Source organism: Dehalogenimonas sp. THU2 (assembly GCF_039749495.1).
GTDB lineage: Bacteria > Chloroflexota > Dehalococcoidia > Dehalococcoidales > Dehalococcoidaceae > Dehalogenimonas.
Genome location: NZ_JBDLLU010000001.1, coordinates 174,596 through 190,809, shown reverse-complemented (window position 1 = coordinate 190,809; position 16,214 = coordinate 174,596). Strand labels below are relative to the sequence as shown.

Below are 16,214 nucleotides of genomic sequence, written 5' to 3'. Positions count from 1 at the left end.
CTATCCCAACACCCAATACACCGCCATCCCCAGCACCACCGCCCCCCACAGGTTTCTGACCTTGTATGAGAAAAGGAACACCGCCGCCGCCGAAAGCAGCAGCCGGGGCTCCAAGCCCACCCCTCCCCCATCGGCGGCGAAGACCGCCGGGACGACCAAGGCGGACAACACGGCCACCGGCACGTAATCCAGGAATACTTTCACCCGCGGCGGTATCGTCAACCGGCTGACGTAGGCCATCGGCAGGAACCGCGGCAGGAAGGTGACCGCAGCCATCCCCAAGAACAGGACGAGCATTTCCCACCGCATCAGATCTCTACCTCAGCTTCCGTGACGGATCCCGCGGGCGCTCCCTCCGGAGCTTTGGCAGATTCCCGCCGCGCTTCGGTCAGCCACAGCCCGGTCAGCGCCGCTCCGGCCGTCGCCACGATGATATACAGGTTATTGGGTAGTATCTCGATAAAAGATAACGCCAATACTCCGGCCACCGCACCGACTACCAGGTGCGCCCGGGTCCGTAACTGGGGCACCAGCAGACAGATGAACAGGGCTGTCATGGCGAAGGGAATACCGTATGATGCGCTGTCCACCAGTGTGCCGAAAAGCGCACCGGCGATGGGACCACCGACCCAGGCGGAATAGGCGGTCATCTGGAGGGCGATCACGTATCTCGGCCGCCCGGTGATGCGTGATGTATCTGCCATGGCGATGGCGAACGACTCATCGGTCAACTGGGCGGAGATGGGGATAAGGTTCCTGAGCGGCTGGCCCTTGAAATAAGGGGCGATGGCGGAACTCATCAGCATATGACGGGAGTTGACCACGAACGTGGTCAGAATGACCGGTACAATGGCGGCACCCGCGCCCAGCAATCCCACCGCGATGAACTGGGACGCCCCGGCAAAGACAATCAGGCTCATAGCCCCTGTCTCAATGATGGACAACCCCGCCGCCCGCGCCAGTACGCCGTAAGCCATACCCACCGGCAGGTAGCCCAGGACGACAGGCAGAGCGGCTTTGATGCCTTCCCGGATGTCTTTATTCAAGGGTCATTTCCATGATCAGCCCATGCTCCGGTATATCGATAGTGCTGTTCTCGATGTACCGGAATCCGGCCACCTCATAAATGCCCCGCGCCCGTTCCAGGTGCTCCATGGTCCACAGCCAGACCGTTTTGAATCCCTTTTGACGGCAGAAATCTATGGCGCGCTTGAGCAGCGCCCTGCCGTTGCCCTGCCCATGGTATTTTTCATCGACCAGGAACCAGCGCAACCGGGCGCCGGGACGATCTTCCTGGGAACCCACCACGGCGATATAACCGGCGATGACGCCATCGGTGTGAGCCGTCAGCAGCAGGTCGCGGCCGGGAACGTACTTATCGTGGAAGTCGCACATCTGGTGCGCCATCATCACCTCTAAGTTAAGTTCAGGGATGCTCCAGACGACGTCATAATACTCACCCTGCATCTGGATCATGCGGCCGAGGAAGCCGGGCTTGAAGCCCTCAACATAGTTTATGCCAATGTGTTTCATTGTTCGCAAATCCGGGAATTTCACCCTCACCCTCATTCCCTCTCCCGTCAAGGGAGAGGGAGGTTGGAGTGATATTTCACTCGTTAATCCCCCTTTTTAAAGGGGGGAGACAAATCCAGCTCCATGAGGATGCTCTTCCGTTCAACGGTGAAGCGGCGGTCCACGGCGCGCTCGATTTCTACAAACCCGGAACTCTCGTACAGGCGGCGGGCGGCGTCCAGCCCTTCAACTATCCACAGGTGGATCGATTGGAAATCATGCTCGCGGCAGAAATCGATGGCGCGGCTCAGCAGTTCCCGGCCGATGCCCTTTCGCCGATGTTCCTCCTCGACGATAAACCAGCGCAGGTTGGCGCCGGGACGTTCCTTCTGGTCGCCCAGTACCGCCAGGCCGCCAACGAGAGTGCCATCGGTATGAGCGGTGAAAATGGCATCGCGACCGGTGGTATAGATATCATGGAAATCGCACATCTCACGGGCCATGCACACTTCGAAGACCGTGCCGGAGTGCCAGATTTTCTCATAACCTTCCGCCAGTATCTGGACCATCCGGCCCAGGTAGCCGGGGCGGAAGCCTTCTTCGTAAGTTATGGAATCGGAGACCATGTGGAAATCACCCCAGTTCCCCAGTCAACTGCCGCCCGCCGAGCAGATGGAAGTGCAGATGTCCCACCACCTGCCCACCTTCCTTGCCGGAGTTGACAGCTATGCGGTAGCCGCTTTCGGCGATGCCTTCCGACCGTGCCAGTTCGGTAGCGATACTAATAATATACGCGATAAGGCCGAAATCATCGCCCTTGATATCGTTGAGGTTGGTGAAGTGTTTTCTGGGGATTATAACTATATGCACCGGCGCCTGCGGATTGATATCCCGGAATGCAATCACCTTATCGTCTTTAAAGAGAACCTTCGAAGGGATAGTCCCCGCGCCGATCTGGCAGAATATGCAACTCATTTTAGTCCTCCATATCGTTGGCGCGATATTGCGCCGGTCCGGTCTGGCATAAGTCGGTTCCCTCGGAATCGATGACCACGACAGCCGGGAAACGCTCTACTTCAAGCTTTAGCACCGCCTCGGCACCGAGGTCGTCATAGGCGACGACTTCGGATTTCTTTACCTTGGTGGACAGCAGCGCCCCTGCCCCGCCGATGGTGATGAAATAAACCCCGCCGTGCTGCCGGATGGCATCGACGACCGCCGGCGAACGGTTGCCCTTGCCGATCATCACCCGGAGTCCCTGCTCCATCAGGCGCGGCGTATACTTGTCCATGCGGGCGCTGGTGGTCGGGCCGCAGGAGCCGATGATATCGCCCGGGCGGGTGGGTGACGGCCCCATGTAATATATTGCCGCCGATTCGAGGTCGATGGGCAGTTTTTCGCTCTTGTCGAGTGTTTCAATAAAACGCTTATGCGCCGCGTCCCGGGCGGCATAAACAGTGCCGGACAGCATGACCTTGTCCCCTGCCTTGAGACCGGCGATAGTCTCTGCGGACATCGGTAACTGAAGAAGACGCCAATTCAGCATCATAGTATGGCCTCCCGGTGCCGCGCGCTGTGGCATTGGAGATTGACGGCCACCGGCAGGCTGGCAATATGGCAGGGCATGCTCTCGATGTGAACCGCCAGCGCGGTGATGCTGCCCCCCAGTCCCAGCGTCCCGATGCCCAGCCCGTTCACCTCAGTCAGTATCTCACGTTCGAGGGCGGCGGTTTCGGTATCGATCCCGGGCTGACCGACAGCGCGCAGCAGAGAACGCTTGGACAGCAGCATCGATGCCTCCGCCGTGCCGCCGATGCCTATGCCGACGATGAGTGGCGGGCATGGTTTGCCCCCCGCCTCTTCCACCGTCTTCACCACAGCATCGATGATACCGTGGCGGCCTTCGGCGGGCTTGAGCATGAACAACCGGCTCATGTTCTCCGCGCCGGACCCCTTGGCCATGACGCTGATCTTGACCTTGTCTCCCGGTACGATACGGTAGTGGATGACCGGCGGGGTATTGTCGCCGGTGTTCTTACGCTCGGTAAACGGGCAGGCCACCATCGATTTTCGAAGGTAGCCGTCGGCGTACCCCTGGCGCACGCCCTCGCCTATGGCTGAATCGATATCTCCGCCGGTCACATGGACGTCCTGGCCGATATCGATGAAGACTACCGCCACACCGCAATCCTGGCATAAAGGCCTGCGGAGTTCCGGGGCGCGGTGGGCGTTTTCCATGATGCTGTCCAACAGCTCACGGCCCAACCGCGATTTTTCCTTGTCTTTGGTCCTGGCTAAAGCCCGGAGCACATCGGGAGACAGTTGGTAGTTGGACTCCTCTGCCAGCCGGGCGACGGTAGCGGTAATTTGGGAAGTTTGAATTTCACGCATAGGGTTTATTATAGGGCAGGTGGGGTTGGGCTGTCATTGCTGATAGCTGTCAGCAATCATCAACTGTGTAACGCGAGGTGGTTGAAGCTCATCTTACAGGTTGAGAGCTGTGATTGTCTTGCGGACAGCTTCTGCCGAGGTTTTAAGCGTCGCGGATTCATCGTCGTTGAGCGGCAATTCGACGATTTCCTGGATGCCGGTACGTCCCAATTTCACCGGCACACCGACGACAACATCGGACAGGCCGTATTCGCCGTCAAGGTAGGCGGCGCAGTTCATCTGAACGCCGGAGCCGGTGACGACTGCCTTCACCATATGGGCCACCGAGGCCGAGGGTGCATAAAAGGCCGAGCCGGTCTTGAGATAGCCGACGATCTCCGCGCCGCCGTTGACGGTCCGCTCGGCGAGGGCTTTTTGTTTTTCCTCATCGACCAGATCGGCAAGGGGTTTGCCGTTGACGGTGGTGAAGCGGGGATAAACAACCATGCTGCCGCCGTGCTCACCCATGACACAGGGAACGACGTCGGAAGCATTCACATTCAATTCCTCGGCGATGAAGGCGGCCAGACGGCCTCCGTCAAGAACTCCCGACAGACCGAACACACGGTTGCGCGGCAGACCGCTGGCTTTGAGCGCCAGGTAGGTCATGGCGTCCACCGGGTTGGTGACGATGATGAAAATCGCGTCCGGCGACAGGGACAAAGCCTTTTCCACCACCTCGCGGACGATCCTGGCGTTGATGCCGATGAGCTCGTCGCGGGTCATGCCCGGTTTGCGGGCGATACCGGCGGTGATGACGATAATGCTGGAACCGGCGGTCACATCGTAGGAGTTGGAGCCGGCCAACTTATGGGTGAATCCCAGCGCATTGGCCGACTGCCGCATGTCCAGAGCCTTGCCCTGGGGAATCCCCTCGACCACATCGACAAGAGCGATATCAGCGAAATCTTTTTCAATGAGGCGCTGGGCCAGGGTGGCGCCGACATTGCCGGCACCGACGACGGTGATTTTCATATTCTGATACAGCCTTCCAAAAACCAGGTTAAAGTTTGGCGATGATAGCATCCGCCACCTGGGATGTCCCTGCCGGAGTGATACCCTCAGCCGCCAGGTCATAGGTCACGCTCGTGCCCTCGGCGATTACGGCAGCGATGGCTGCTTCCAGACGGTCGGCGGCGTCTACCTCGTTCAGGTGGCGCAGCATGAGCACGCCGGAAAGCATCATGGCCATGGGATTGACTTTGTTCAGCCCCTTGTATTTGGGGGCGCTGCCGTGGGTCGGCTCGAAGACGGCGTAATCGTCGCCGATGTTGCCGCCCGGCGCCACTCCCAGGCCGCCGATAAGCCCGGCGCACAGGTCGGACAGGATATCGCCGTAAAGATTGGGGCAGACGATGACGTCGAATTGCAGCGGGTTTCTGACCAGCTGCATGGTCATGTTATCCACGATGCGGTCTTCAAATTCGATCTCCGGATAAGCCTTGGCGACATCCCTCGCGACCGAAAGGAAGAGCCCGTCGGAGAACTTCAGGATGTTGGCCTTGTGCACCGCGGTGACCTTTTTACGGCCGTAACGGCGGGCGTATTCGAAAGCGTATTTCACGATACGCCGAGTTCCCGTCTCGGAGATCATCTTGATGGAAAAACCGGCATCCTCGCGGATCTGCTTCTCGCCTTTATCCTTAAGCATCTGCTTGAGCTTTTCCGCCCAGTCGGTACCGCGTTCGAACTCGATGCCGGCGTAGAGGTCTTCCATGTTCTCCCGGACGATGACCAGGTCGATATCGGAATAGCGCGACGGCACCCCCGGATAAGTTTTGCATGGGCGCAGGCAGGTGTAGAGATCAAGAGCCTTCCGGATGGCGACATTGACGCTGCGGAACCCGGAACCGACCGGCGTGGTGATAGGCCCTTTGATGGCAGTCTTGTTCTTCCGGATGGAATCGAGGACGTTTTCCGGCAGCGGTGTGCCGTACTCGTCAATAACATCAACGCCGGCATGCACCACCTCCCAATTGAACTCAACTCCAGTAGCTTCCAGCACTCGGACAGTGGCGTTCGATATTTCCGGCCCGATGCCGTCGCCGGGGATCAAAGTTACGTTGTGAATCATAAAACCTCTCGCTTTTCGGAAATCCTAATATCTAAGCACTAAATCCCAAATAAATCCAAATGACCAAATTTCAAAATCCAAATTTGTTTTGAGCCTTAGTGCTTTGGGTTTTGATATTGTTTAGAATTTAGATATTAGTGCTTAGGATTTCGTAAATTTATATTTTAAAATCGCCATACTTCCTGATATAAGGCATCAATCCGCCTTCGGTCAGGATAGACAGCATGGCGTCCGGGATCTTGCCGAAGGTGATCTTCTCACCGTTGGTCTTATTGTGGATGGTGCCTGCCGCCAGGTCAACCTCCAGTTCGTCGCCTTCGTTTATCTTGTCGGTATCGCACACCAGCACCGGCAGACCGACGTTGATGGCGTTGCGGAAGAAGATGCGGGCGACTGATTTGGCGAGCACGGCCGATACCCCGGCCATCTTGATGATCACCGGCGCATGCTCGCGGCTTGAACCCAGGCCGAAGTTGCTGCCGCCGACGACGAAATCACCCGGTTTCACCCGTGCGGCGAATGTAGGATCGGCGTCCTCCAGGACGTGCTTGGCCAGTTCCGGCAGGTTGCTCCTCAAGTGGACCAGCCGGCCGGGCGCGATGAGATCGGTGGAAATGTTATCGCCGAATTTGAAGGCTTTACCCTTGAGCATTACGCTACCTCCCGCGGATCGGTGATGACGCCGGTGATGGCCGAGGCCGCCGCCGTCGGTGTGCTGGACAGATATATCAACCCCTCCGGGTTGCCCATGCGTCCCAGGAAGTTGCGGTTGGCGGTGGACAGGCAGATCTCACCGTCGCCCAAAACGCCCTGGTGAACGCCGAGGCATCCGGCGCAACCGGGCGGCAGGATGGTAGCGCCGGCTTCTACCAGTGTCTGGATATAACCCAGTCGCATACCGGCCAGCATGATCTGCGGCGAGGCGGGCGCGACCAGCAGTCGCGTGCCCGGATGCCGCCGCTTGCCCCTGAGGATATCGGCGGCCTGTTTCAAATCCTCCAGGCGGCCGTTGGTGCAGGTGCCGATGAACACCTGGTCCACCTTCGTTCCTTTGACCTCGGTGACCGTGGCGGTGTTATCGACGGTGTGCGGCTTGGCAATGGTCGGTTCAAGCTTGTTGAGATCGATGTCGATAACCCGTTCATAGACGGCATCGGCATCCGCGGAGATGTAGCGGTGATCCCCGCCCCGTCCCTGCTGAATGAGATACTCAAGTGTCAGCGCATCCGAAGGGAATAGACCGACCTTGGCACCGGCTTCCACCGCCATGTTGGCGATGGTCAGGCGGTCGGTCACGCCGAGAGCGTTGACGCCTTCGCCGCCGAATTCGAGCGATTTGTAAGTGGCACCGTCGGCGCCGATCAGGCCGATGAGATGCAGGATGATATCCTTGGCGGTGACGTTTTTCTGAAAACTGCCGCTAAGACGGATGAAGAAAGTCTCCGGCACCCGGAACCAGGTCTTGCCCAGGCCGAAGGTCGCCGCCACATCCGACGATCCCATGCCGGTGGCGAAAGCACCCAGGCCGCCGGCGGTAACGGTGTGAGAATCCGCCCCGACAATGACGTCACCCGGCTGGGCGTATTTTTCGGCCATGATCTGGTGACAGACACCTTCACCTACGTCGGACAATACCGCGCCGTAGTCATTGGCGAACTTGCGCAGGAAGGTGTGGTCGCAGGAAAGCTGTTTCTGCGGCGACGGCGCGGCATGGTCTATAAAAAGGATCGTATGCGACGGGTTGGCCAGCTTCGGCAACCCCAGACCGAGGAATTCCCGTACGGTCAGCGGACCGGTGGTATCCTGAACCAGCGCCCAATCGACCGGGGAGACGACAATGTCCCCCGGTTTGACGTCGCCGCCGGTTTTTTCCGAAAGTATCTTTTCAGCGAGTGTTTTACCCATAGACGTTAAATCCTAATGTCCAAGCACTAAATCCTAAACAATACCAAAATCCAAAATCCCAAGTTCAAAACGTTTGGATATTTGAATTTCGATATTTGAATTTATTTAGGATTTAGATATTAGTGCTTAGTGCTTAACTGGTTATGATCGCCAGCACATCGTCGCGGGAGACGCGATCGCCAGCCTTGAATTTCAACACCGCTACCGTGCCGTCCACCGGCGACGGCAGGTCGATAGCCATCTTCATGGCTTCCAAGACCACCACGGTATCACCGGCTTTGATCTTGGCGCCAACCTCGACCTCATAACGCACCACCACGCCCGGCATGGGAGCCATAACTCCCTCCCCGGCCGGTTCCGGACCGGCGGCGGGTTTGGCTTCAACCCTGGCAACCGGCTTTTCGGCGGGCTTGGGCGCTTCAACGGGTTTGGGTGCCTCTTGAACCGGCGGCGGTGCGGCGGGGGTCGCTACGACAGTTTGAGGCGCAGGCGCGGGGACGTAAGTAACCGGCGCGGCGCCGGCAGCCGCCGGTTCCACGCCGACATTGTACACCCGGCCGTCCAGGTGGATATTGAAATGGCGCAAGCCGCCGGCGGGCGCGACCGGGGCGGGGGCAGCGGCCTGTTCGGAGCCTTTTTCCACCAGTTTGCCCGCCCTGGCTTTGGCGATAAGATCGTCCTCCCGTTTTACATCGTCGAGAGTTCTGGCTTTGACGTCAGCCGGCGGCGTCTCCAGGCCGTATTTCCATTTGAGGAAACGCAGGCCGACCTGCGGATACAGGGCGTAGGTCAGCACATCACCGATATCCTTGGCGATGCCCTTGGTGGCTTCACGCGCGGCTTCGAGTTCCGGCTTAAGCACGTCGGCGGGGCGGACGGTGATGGGCGTTTCGCCGCGTTCGTAGCCCTTGAGAGCCAGCTTCTGGACTTCCGGATCCACCGGCATCGGCGGTCGGCCGTAGAGGCCGTAGAAGTAATCCTTGACCTGCGCGGAGATAACCTTGTAACGGCCGAATAAAACGTTCTGAACCGCCTGGATGCCGACTATCTGGCTGGTCGGCGTGACCAGCGGCGGAAAGCCCATTTCCTTGCGGACGCGGGGGATCTCTTCATAAACTTCATCGATCCGGTCGAGCGCCCCGGCCTCGCGGAGCTGGCTGACCAGGTTGCTGATCATACCGCCCGGAACCTGGTGCTCCAGCACCGCCGTGTCGATGACCGACATCTTGGTGTTGTCGATGAATTCGCGGTATTTAGGTGTGATATCCTCGAAGTACTCGCCCAGTTTCAATAACTGGTGCAGGTTGAGCCCCGTATCCCGCGGCGTGCCGGCCAGCGCCGCCACCATGGGTTCGACAGCCGGGTGCGAGGTGCGCAGGGCCCAGGGCGCCAGGCAGGTATCAACGATGTCGGCGCCAGCCTCGACGGCTTTGAGCATGCTCATGGAAGCCATGCCGCTGGTGTAATGGCTGTGGAATTGAACCGGGATCTTGAGGGCTTTCTTAAGCGCCTTGACCAGGTTGAAGGCATCGGTCGGGGAGATAAGACCTGCCATATCCTTGATGCAGAAGCTGTCGGCGCCCATAGCCTCGAAGATTTTGGCTTTCTCGATGTAATAATCGAGATGATAGACAGGGCCGCCCATGACCCGTTCGGTCAATGAGTAGCTGATAGCCAGTTGCGCGTGTTTACCCTTGGACTTGATGGCCTTTACGACCGTTTCGAAGTTACGTTCGTCGTTGACGGCGTCGAAAACGCGGAAGATATCCACGCCGCAGTCCGCGGCGTGTTCCACAAAGGCGGTGGCTACATCGTCGGCGTAGTTGCGATAGCCTACCAGGTTCTGACCGCGGAGCAGCATCTGCAGCGGCGTCTTGGGAGCTATTTTCTTGATCGCCCGCAACCTGTCCCAGGGGTCTTCGTTCAGAAATCGAATCGGAACATCGAAGGTGGCGCCGCCCCAGACTTCCAGCGAATGGAAGCCGGCTTTGTCCATGTCCGCGGCGATTCCCAGGATATCATCGGTCCGCATCCGGGTGGCCAATAGCGACTGATGGCCATCGCGGAGCGTCAGGTCGGTAATCTTGAGTGGCTGAGCCGGCATGTTCTCCCCCTTAAATGGTGGCGTATTCCATGTCAAAATACGCGGCTACCGCCGCGGCGATGAGCGCTTGCAAATCAGTCCCATCATCCGGCAACGCAAAGCCGCCGTCAGACTCCAGATAAGCCTGAATGGCTGCGCCTATTATAGCGATTTCGAGCATGTTTGGCATCTTGTTGGTCTTTGAGTGTCTGACAATATACTTTTGACTGAATAGACTAAAATGAACTTAATTTAATTCATTCCCTAGATCAGCGTTGTTCTCAAGTATTTTAGTTCTGACATATTCTATATAGTCATTTGGAACATTGTTTTCTTTAAGTCCGGCAATAATGAGATTAGCATACACGCTTGAGGTTTTTATGCCCTGCTTTCTGTCCAAAGCAACATAAGTTATCACGGGTTCAATAATTGACTTTCCTTCACTGTCCCGGACTCGTATCGGCATACGGCGGTAATTCACGCCCTCACCTTCTATTTTATCCAATGACTTTCGCTCACCCGATTGCCCGCGATAGATCAAATAATCCGGGATATCATAAAGGACTCCCCAGATGTTTCGCCCGGAACCTTGTTCGATACTCGCCGCAGCGCATTTGTTTCCCTTGCTACAAACGGTGAATTCAAGATCATAATCATCCTCAGTATACGCAATTCCAATCGGACGAGCATCACCTCTTAGCCTATCGTCAGAATTAATCCTCGACAGAGATGTGTTCGAACCGTATTGAAATACTAAAGTCAAATTCCCCTATTTTCGGATTAAGTTGTTTTCTTCACGGAAGAGGTGACAAGATGATTTAAGAGAATTGACCGAGTCATAAATACGATGTGACTCACCAACTAACTTACCGATGCTTTCTTCTAGCGTGTGAAATACATAATCAATCGGTTCATATTGCCTACTTTGAACATCCTTTTTGGAGTGTCTTGCATAATCCTCTAGACTCTTTAAGTGTTCACAAAGATCCCTTAAGGCATATTTCCTGGTACTCTTCATGAAGTCTTCGATATCTTGCAATGCCAACGCGCATTTTTTCTCACGGAGTAGTACTTCAGGCGGAACTGTACCTTCAACCACATTGACCTCCAGTTAACCAAATGTGACTTGCATCAATGAATCACATTTGATTATACATCGGCCAATTCTTGTTTTCTACAACGGGATGTTGCCGTGCTTTTTAGCCGGGTTCTTGCCCGTCTTGCCAGCCAGCGTCCGTAACGCCTGGATAAGACGGGGCCGCGTCTCCGCGGGGACGATCACGTCATCGATATAGCCCATGGCCGCCGCCTGATACGGATTGTCGAATTTCTCCCGGTACTCGGCGACACAGCGCTGGCGTTCCGCATCTGGTTCCGGGGACTCGGCGATCTTCTTGCGGTGAATGACGGCCACCGCACCTTCCGCACCCATGACTGCTATCTCGGCACAGGGCCAGGCCAGGTTGATATCGCCGCGGAGGTGCCGGGAACTCATGACAATATAGGCGCCGCCGTAGGCCTTGCGGGTGATGACGGTGATCTTGGGCACGGTGGCTTCGGCGTAGGCGAAAATCAGCTTGGCGCCGTGGCGGATGATGCCGCCGTGTTCCTGGTCGACGCCGGGCATGAAACCCGGCACATCGACAAAGCTGATAATCGGAATGTTGAACGCATCGCAGAAACGCACGAAGCGCGCCGCCTTGACCGAAGCGTTGATATCTATGACGCCGGCCAGGAAATTGGGCTGCTGAGCGACGATGCCGACGCTCTGTCCGTCGATCCGGCCGAAACCGACGACGATGTTGGGCGCAAAGGCGGCGTGCACTTCCATGAAATCACCGTTATCGAGAACGGCGGTGATGATCTTTTTCATATCGTAAGCCCGGCGCGGGTCGTCGGGGACGATGCTGTTGAGGGTCTCGTCTTCCTGGCTGACGGAGGTCTTCTTGACCGGAAGCCTAGGCGAGGGCTCTTTGAAGCTAGAAGGCAGGAATGACAGCAGGCGCCGCACCGACGCATAGCACTCCATCTCGGTATTGCAGGTGAAGTGGGACACCCCACTCTTTTTCCCGTGAACGTCGGCGCCGCCCAGGGCCTCGTGGGTCACTTCTTCGCCGGTGACCGCCTTGACCACGTCCGGACCGGTGATATACATCTGGCCCATGCCCTTGACCATGAACACGAAGTCGGTGAGGGCCGGCCCGTAGACCGCCCCGCCCGCCGAAGGACCGACGATAATCGATATCTGAGGAATCGCCCCCGAAGCCAGGGCATTAAGCAGCAGTATATCGCCTACGCCGCACAGGCTGGCCACGCCCTCCTGAATGCGGGCGCCGCCGGAGTCGTTGATGGCAATCAGGGGTGCGCCCTGGTCGATGGCCATGTCTACGATCTGGCGCACCTTCTGCCCGACCACCTCGGAGATGGAGCCGCCGAGGACGGTGAAGTCCTGGGAATAAACGAATACCTTGCGTCCGTCGATCGTGCCGCAGCCGGTCACCACGGCGTCGCCGGGATGCTGCTGATCGGCCAAACCGAAATCGATCGCCCGGTGACTGCAAAAAGCGGAAAGTTCGAGAAAGGAACCGGGGTCCAGCAGTTTTTCGATGCGCTCCCGGGCGGTAAGCTTGCCGCGGGCGTGCTGCGCCTTGATCCGGGATTCACCGCCGCCGGACGCTATCTGCTGCTTTTTGGATGCGAGTTCATTGAGTTTGTTTTTCATTGAACGATCATTCACCTCTTGTACTCAGGCTATCTTAGCACACAGCCGGAAGCCGGGCAATACATCAATTTGAGATCGAAATTATCGCAATAGAAAAAGCGGCGGAGGTTTTCACCCCCGCCGCTTGACTGGCGCTATTAAATTATACGTGCGTTAAGCGGCGACTTCCGCTTCTTGGGCATGGCTTCCCTTTTTAATGTCGCGGACGCTCTGGATGTAGGGGCACACTCCGTCATCGAAAAAGGTGCATCGGTTGGAGTAACCGGAGTAGTGACATAGACCGCAATGCGAAGTAGCTACGTGAAAACCTGACTGCTTCATTTGCTTGGTTCCTTTCGTTCTATGTTTGCTTCGTTTCCCTTGGACAGGACAGGTGCGTTCTTTCAGATTAAGTTCGGTGTCTTGTGAGAGTCAGGTATCATCCCTTGCCCTCCTCAACTACCAGCATTGTACTTAGGAACTAGTACCGCCCCACTGGGATGACACTGATTATATAAGACTTCCGTGACATCTGTCAATAAGTACTAATACTTAGTTAACCGACTAGTACCTACTTAATTTCAAAAATATGGGTAACGATATTCGAGGAGACAGCTATGCGATCCCGCGAGCTGAAAGCCAAAACCGGGGAAGCACGGACCAACAATTTCCGGATTGAATTGGATCGAATCGGACCGCCGCCCCTACCCCTCGTTGTTGTCTATGTTGTCGCCGAACCAGGCCTTGAGGCGCGCATTGATGGTCTTTTCAAACCCGATTTCCGTCGGAAGATAGAACTTTTTATCCTTGAGCGAGTCCGGCAGGTTCTGTTGCCGGACGAAACCGCCGGGGAAATCGTGAGCGTATTTGTAGCCCTTGCCGTAGCCCAGGTCCTTCATCAACCCTGTCGCGGCGTTCCGCAGGTGCAGCGGCACCGGCTCGATGGGGTTTTTAGCGATAGTTTCCTGCACCCGTTTATATCCCTTGTAGAGAGAGTTACTCTTAGGCGCAGTGGCCAGATAGACCACCAGTTGTGCCAGTGCCACGTTGCATTCCGGCATGCCGACGAAATGGACCGCCTGCTGCGCCGCCATAGCTACGACGAGCGCCTGGGGGTCGGCCATACCCACATCCTCCGAGGCGAAGCGGATCAGGCGGCGAACGACGTATAGCGGGTCTTCTCCCGCCTCCAACATACGTCCCAGCCAATATAAGGAAGCGTCCGGATCGGAACCGCGCATAGACTTATGTAAAGCCGAGATAATATCGTAGTGCTGCTCGCCGGCGCGGTCGTAAAGCAGCGTCTTGGCCTGGGCTGCGTCCTCGATGGCTTCAAGTGTGATCTGCCGTTTGCCCGCCTCATCGACAGGTGTGGTTCGGGCGGCCAGTTCCAGGATATTCAGCGCTATCCGGGCATCTCCGCTGGCCAGGTTGACGATATGATCGGCGGCCTCTTCCGATAATTCCACGTTGGAGTTGCCGATACCCCGTTCAACATCGGCGATAGCCCGGCTGAGGATAAGCTTCATCTGCTCGCCGGTCAGTCCCTTCAGGACATAAGTGCGGGCGCGCGATAAGAGCGGTGAAATGACCTCGAAGGAAGGATTCTCGGTGGTGGCGCCGATGAGGGTCACTGTGCCGTCCTCCACGTAGGGTAAAATGGTATCCTGCTGCCCCTTGTTGAAGCGGTGGATCTCGTCGATGAAGAGGATGGTTTTCTGGTGCTGCGACAGTCGGCGCTGCTTGGCCTCTTCGATGATCTTCCGCAGGTCCGCCACCCCAGCGCTGACGGCGCTCACCTGGGCGAAATAGGCTTTACTGGCTCCGGCCATGAGGTGAGACAGCGTCGTCTTGCCAGAACCCGGCGGCCCCCACAGGATGATGGACGGCAGTTCGCCCGCATCGATAGCCCGCCTGAGCGCCCGCCCCTCCCCCACCAGGTGTTCCTGCCCGACGTATTCGTCGAGGGTTTGGGGCCGCATCCGCGCCGCCAGCGGCGCCGTTTCGTCTCTCAGTTTTTCAAAATGCGCTTCGAACATGTCCCGTGGCATTTTTCAGCCTCTCTCGGATTATATCCATGACTTCCTGGGGATGGTCAGTCGAGCAGATGATATGCCGGTAGTGGCCCGTTTTCAACTTGAGATCGATTTATGTATTTACCGGTATCTTTTCACCTGGAACCTGGACAGCTTAACCGGCTCGCCGGGACTTATACCGGCCTTCTGGCAGCATATGCTCACCTGATCCTTGGCGGTATCGACCCCTTCCAGATCGGGCAGGAGCAGACCCCGTTTCCAGCCGTATTCGGCGATGACACCGTATTTCTTGGGATCGAGGTCTCCAAATTCCGCCGGTTCCGGTGGTGTCAGGACATCCACGCTGAAAGATAGGTGTTCCAGTTCGTCGGGAGAAATAGGCAGGAAGCGGGGATCCCGGGTGGCGGCGGAGATGGCGTTGGCGATGATCTCTTCGGCGATATTCGGACGCGATGGTTCGAAGGTGCCGATGCAACCCCGCAACTGGCCATCCTTCTTGATAGAGACAAAGACACCGGCCTTTTCTTTCATTTCCGGTATGAGTTCTTCCGGCGGTTTGACGGCGCGATGTTCCCTGACGTAGGTTTCGACAGTTTCTTTGGCCAGTTTGACCAGAGGCGACATCTCGTGGCGGGGGACGATCAACCCGGCGTAACCGACTACGGAGGAGTAATCCCCGGAAGCGTCGCCGGACGTCTGGTAACGCACCAGTTCGGCGCTTGTGGCGCCGAGTTCCTTGGCGGCGGCCAGCATGGTCACCGCCGGGGCGTAGCCGCACATGGAGATGCGTTCTTTTACCACCCTATCGAGAAGAGCAGCCTCGTCCATCTGCAGGATCACCTCTATGGCCCGTTTATCCTTGGCCGCCGCCGTCTCCTGGGGTTCGTAATGGCTCATATCCGACGAAGCCACGATGACTATTTTCTTTCCCGGCGATTCCTTGATCGCCTGGGCGATGCTGCGCGCGATCTCCCGGTAGACTTCCAGAGTAGCCACCGCTAAAACGATGGGTACGATCTTGAGATCGGGTTTGAAATATTGCAGTAGCGGCAGTTGGACTTCGATGGAATGCTCACCTTGATGAGCGGTGCGGTCCTCCTGAAGATACTTGGAGGTAGCCAGGATATTCTGTGCCAGTGCTGAATCGATAGGCACCTCCCCCAGCGGTGTCTCCCATGAACCGACGGTCATGATGGAGAACGGTTTGCCCATGCCGGTATGATTGGGGCCGATCAGAACATAGGTATCCGCCGGTTCGATACGAGCGATGACCGAAGCCGCCACACCCCCGGAATAAATATACCCGGCGTGAGGCGAGATAATACCCGCAGCATCGATCTTATCCTCCACCCTCTCGACGAACGATTCGATAAGAGCTCTAAGACTTTCAGCGGTCCCGGGATAAAATCTCCCGGAGGCGATGGGATGCCGTATCATAGCCATAGTCTCGCTCCTTGCTCGCAATCACCAATA

General features: G+C 57.2%; 19 protein-coding genes. All 19 read right to left on the bottom strand.

Annotation, left to right across the window (positions count from 1 at the left end):
- The gene (locus ABFB09_RS00980) at positions 1–309 is read right to left on the bottom strand and encodes an AzlD domain-containing protein (RefSeq protein ID WP_346999218.1); all 309 of its coding nucleotides are present in this window, start codon (positions 307–309) and stop codon (positions 1–3) included.
- Positions 309–1,046, bottom strand: coding sequence for an AzlC family ABC transporter permease (locus ABFB09_RS00975; RefSeq protein WP_346999216.1), 738 nt, complete (start codon positions 1,044–1,046; stop codon positions 309–311). Before ABFB09_RS00975 ends, ABFB09_RS00980 begins: the two co-directional genes overlap by 1 nt.
- Positions 1,039–1,533, bottom strand: coding sequence for a GNAT family N-acetyltransferase (locus ABFB09_RS00970; RefSeq protein WP_346999214.1), 495 nt, complete (start codon positions 1,531–1,533; stop codon positions 1,039–1,041). The genes ABFB09_RS00975 and ABFB09_RS00970 overlap by 8 nt, the downstream gene beginning before the upstream one ends.
- Before the next feature lie 83 nt (positions 1,534–1,616).
- A complete protein-coding gene (locus ABFB09_RS00965) occupies positions 1,617–2,138 on the bottom strand; it encodes a GNAT family N-acetyltransferase (RefSeq protein WP_346999213.1) in 522 nt (173 codons plus the stop codon).
- Positions 2,139–2,145: 7 nt separating this feature from the next.
- Entirely contained in the window at positions 2,146–2,487 is a 342-nt protein-coding gene (locus tag ABFB09_RS00960; protein WP_346999212.1) for a histidine triad nucleotide-binding protein, read from the bottom strand.
- Between the two features lies 1 nt (position 2,488).
- Positions 2,489–3,061, bottom strand: coding sequence for a Fe-S-containing hydro-lyase (locus tag ABFB09_RS00955; protein ID WP_346999211.1), 573 nt, complete (start codon positions 3,059–3,061; stop codon positions 2,489–2,491).
- Entirely contained in the window at positions 3,058–3,903 is an 846-nt protein-coding gene (locus ABFB09_RS00950; protein ID WP_346999210.1) for a fumarate hydratase, read from the bottom strand. The genes ABFB09_RS00955 and ABFB09_RS00950 overlap by 4 nt, the downstream gene beginning before the upstream one ends.
- A gap of 93 nt (positions 3,904–3,996) precedes the next feature.
- Positions 3,997–4,917 carry a malate dehydrogenase gene (mdh, locus tag ABFB09_RS00945; RefSeq protein ID WP_346999209.1) on the bottom strand — a complete coding sequence of 307 codons (921 nt, stop codon included), beginning with the start codon at positions 4,915–4,917 and terminating at the stop codon, positions 3,997–3,999.
- Positions 4,918–4,945: 28 nt separating this feature from the next.
- Positions 4,946–6,016, bottom strand: a complete 1,071-nt coding sequence (locus ABFB09_RS00940) for an isocitrate/isopropylmalate dehydrogenase family protein (protein WP_346999208.1) — start codon at positions 6,014–6,016, stop codon at positions 4,946–4,948.
- A gap of 157 nt (positions 6,017–6,173) precedes the next feature.
- Positions 6,174–6,668 carry a 3-isopropylmalate dehydratase small subunit gene (locus ABFB09_RS00935; protein WP_346999207.1) on the bottom strand — a complete coding sequence of 165 codons (495 nt, stop codon included), beginning with the start codon at positions 6,666–6,668 and terminating at the stop codon, positions 6,174–6,176.
- Positions 6,668–7,921, bottom strand: a complete 1,254-nt coding sequence (locus tag ABFB09_RS00930) for a 3-isopropylmalate dehydratase large subunit (RefSeq protein ID WP_346999205.1) — start codon at positions 7,919–7,921, stop codon at positions 6,668–6,670. Before ABFB09_RS00930 ends, ABFB09_RS00935 begins: the two co-directional genes overlap by 1 nt.
- 133 nt (positions 7,922–8,054) lie before the next feature.
- On the bottom strand, positions 8,055–10,025 hold the full coding sequence (locus ABFB09_RS00925) for a pyruvate carboxylase subunit B (RefSeq protein WP_346999204.1): 1,971 nt from the start codon (positions 10,023–10,025) through the stop codon (positions 8,055–8,057).
- Positions 10,026–10,035: 10 nt separating this feature from the next.
- Positions 10,036–10,185 carry a hypothetical protein gene (locus ABFB09_RS00920; RefSeq protein WP_346999202.1) on the bottom strand — a complete coding sequence of 50 codons (150 nt, stop codon included), beginning with the start codon at positions 10,183–10,185 and terminating at the stop codon, positions 10,036–10,038.
- A 66-nt stretch (positions 10,186–10,251) separates the two neighbouring features.
- Positions 10,252–10,767 carry a gamma-glutamylcyclotransferase family protein gene (locus ABFB09_RS00915; RefSeq protein WP_346999201.1) on the bottom strand — a complete coding sequence of 172 codons (516 nt, stop codon included), beginning with the start codon at positions 10,765–10,767 and terminating at the stop codon, positions 10,252–10,254.
- Positions 10,768–10,773: 6 nt separating this feature from the next.
- The gene (locus tag ABFB09_RS00910; RefSeq protein WP_346999200.1) at positions 10,774–11,103 is read right to left on the bottom strand and encodes a hypothetical protein; all 330 of its coding nucleotides are present in this window, start codon (positions 11,101–11,103) and stop codon (positions 10,774–10,776) included.
- Positions 11,104–11,178: 75 nt separating this feature from the next.
- Positions 11,179–12,726 (bottom strand): acyl-CoA carboxylase subunit beta, encoded by a 1,548-nt coding sequence (locus ABFB09_RS00905; RefSeq protein ID WP_346999199.1) that lies wholly within the window; start codon positions 12,724–12,726, stop codon positions 11,179–11,181.
- Positions 12,727–12,879: 153 nt separating this feature from the next.
- Positions 12,880–13,047 carry a hypothetical protein gene (locus tag ABFB09_RS00900; protein WP_346999197.1) on the bottom strand — a complete coding sequence of 56 codons (168 nt, stop codon included), beginning with the start codon at positions 13,045–13,047 and terminating at the stop codon, positions 12,880–12,882.
- A gap of 362 nt (positions 13,048–13,409) precedes the next feature.
- Positions 13,410–14,756 (bottom strand): replication-associated recombination protein A, encoded by a 1,347-nt coding sequence (locus ABFB09_RS00895; protein ID WP_346999195.1) that lies wholly within the window; start codon positions 14,754–14,756, stop codon positions 13,410–13,412.
- A gap of 105 nt (positions 14,757–14,861) precedes the next feature.
- Entirely contained in the window at positions 14,862–16,184 is a 1,323-nt protein-coding gene (gene amrB, locus ABFB09_RS00890) for an AmmeMemoRadiSam system protein B (RefSeq protein WP_346999194.1), read from the bottom strand.
- Positions 16,185–16,214 lie beyond the last annotated feature (30 nt).

Bases quoted from the DNA above. Each gene is read 5' to 3' on its own strand.
- ABFB09_RS00970 (WP_346999214.1), bottom strand. From the start codon at position 1,533: ATGAAACACATTGGCATAAACTATGTTGAGGGCTTCAAGCCCGGCTTC.
- ABFB09_RS00960 (WP_346999212.1), bottom strand. From the start codon at position 2,487: ATGAGTTGCATATTCTGCCAGATCGGCGCGGGGACTATCCCTTCGAAG.
- mdh (WP_346999209.1), bottom strand. From the start codon at position 4,917: ATGAAAATCACCGTCGTCGGTGCCGGCAATGTCGGCGCCACCCTGGCC.
- ABFB09_RS00905 (WP_346999199.1), bottom strand. From the start codon at position 12,726: ATGAAAAACAAACTCAATGAACTCGCATCCAAAAAGCAGCAGATAGCG.
- ABFB09_RS00925 (WP_346999204.1), bottom strand. From the start codon at position 10,025: ATGCCGGCTCAGCCACTCAAGATTACCGACCTGACGCTCCGCGATGGC.
- amrB (WP_346999194.1), bottom strand. From the start codon at position 16,184: ATGGCTATGATACGGCATCCCATCGCCTCCGGGAGATTTTATCCCGGG.
- ABFB09_RS00920 (WP_346999202.1), bottom strand. From the start codon at position 10,185: ATGCTCGAAATCGCTATAATAGGCGCAGCCATTCAGGCTTATCTGGAG.
- ABFB09_RS00965 (WP_346999213.1), bottom strand. From the start codon at position 2,138: ATGGTCTCCGATTCCATAACTTACGAAGAAGGCTTCCGCCCCGGCTAC.
- ABFB09_RS00900 (WP_346999197.1), bottom strand. From the start codon at position 13,047: ATGAAGCAGTCAGGTTTTCACGTAGCTACTTCGCATTGCGGTCTATGT.
- ABFB09_RS00955 (WP_346999211.1), bottom strand. From the start codon at position 3,061: ATGATGCTGAATTGGCGTCTTCTTCAGTTACCGATGTCCGCAGAGACT.
- ABFB09_RS00980 (WP_346999218.1), bottom strand. From the start codon at position 309: ATGCGGTGGGAAATGCTCGTCCTGTTCTTGGGGATGGCTGCGGTCACC.
- ABFB09_RS00935 (WP_346999207.1), bottom strand. From the start codon at position 6,668: ATGCTCAAGGGTAAAGCCTTCAAATTCGGCGATAACATTTCCACCGAT.
- ABFB09_RS00940 (WP_346999208.1), bottom strand. From the start codon at position 6,016: ATGATTCACAACGTAACTTTGATCCCCGGCGACGGCATCGGGCCGGAA.
- ABFB09_RS00895 (WP_346999195.1), bottom strand. From the start codon at position 14,756: ATGCCACGGGACATGTTCGAAGCGCATTTTGAAAAACTGAGAGACGAA.
- ABFB09_RS00930 (WP_346999205.1), bottom strand. From the start codon at position 7,921: ATGGGTAAAACACTCGCTGAAAAGATACTTTCGGAAAAAACCGGCGGC.
- ABFB09_RS00950 (WP_346999210.1), bottom strand. From the start codon at position 3,903: ATGCGTGAAATTCAAACTTCCCAAATTACCGCTACCGTCGCCCGGCTG.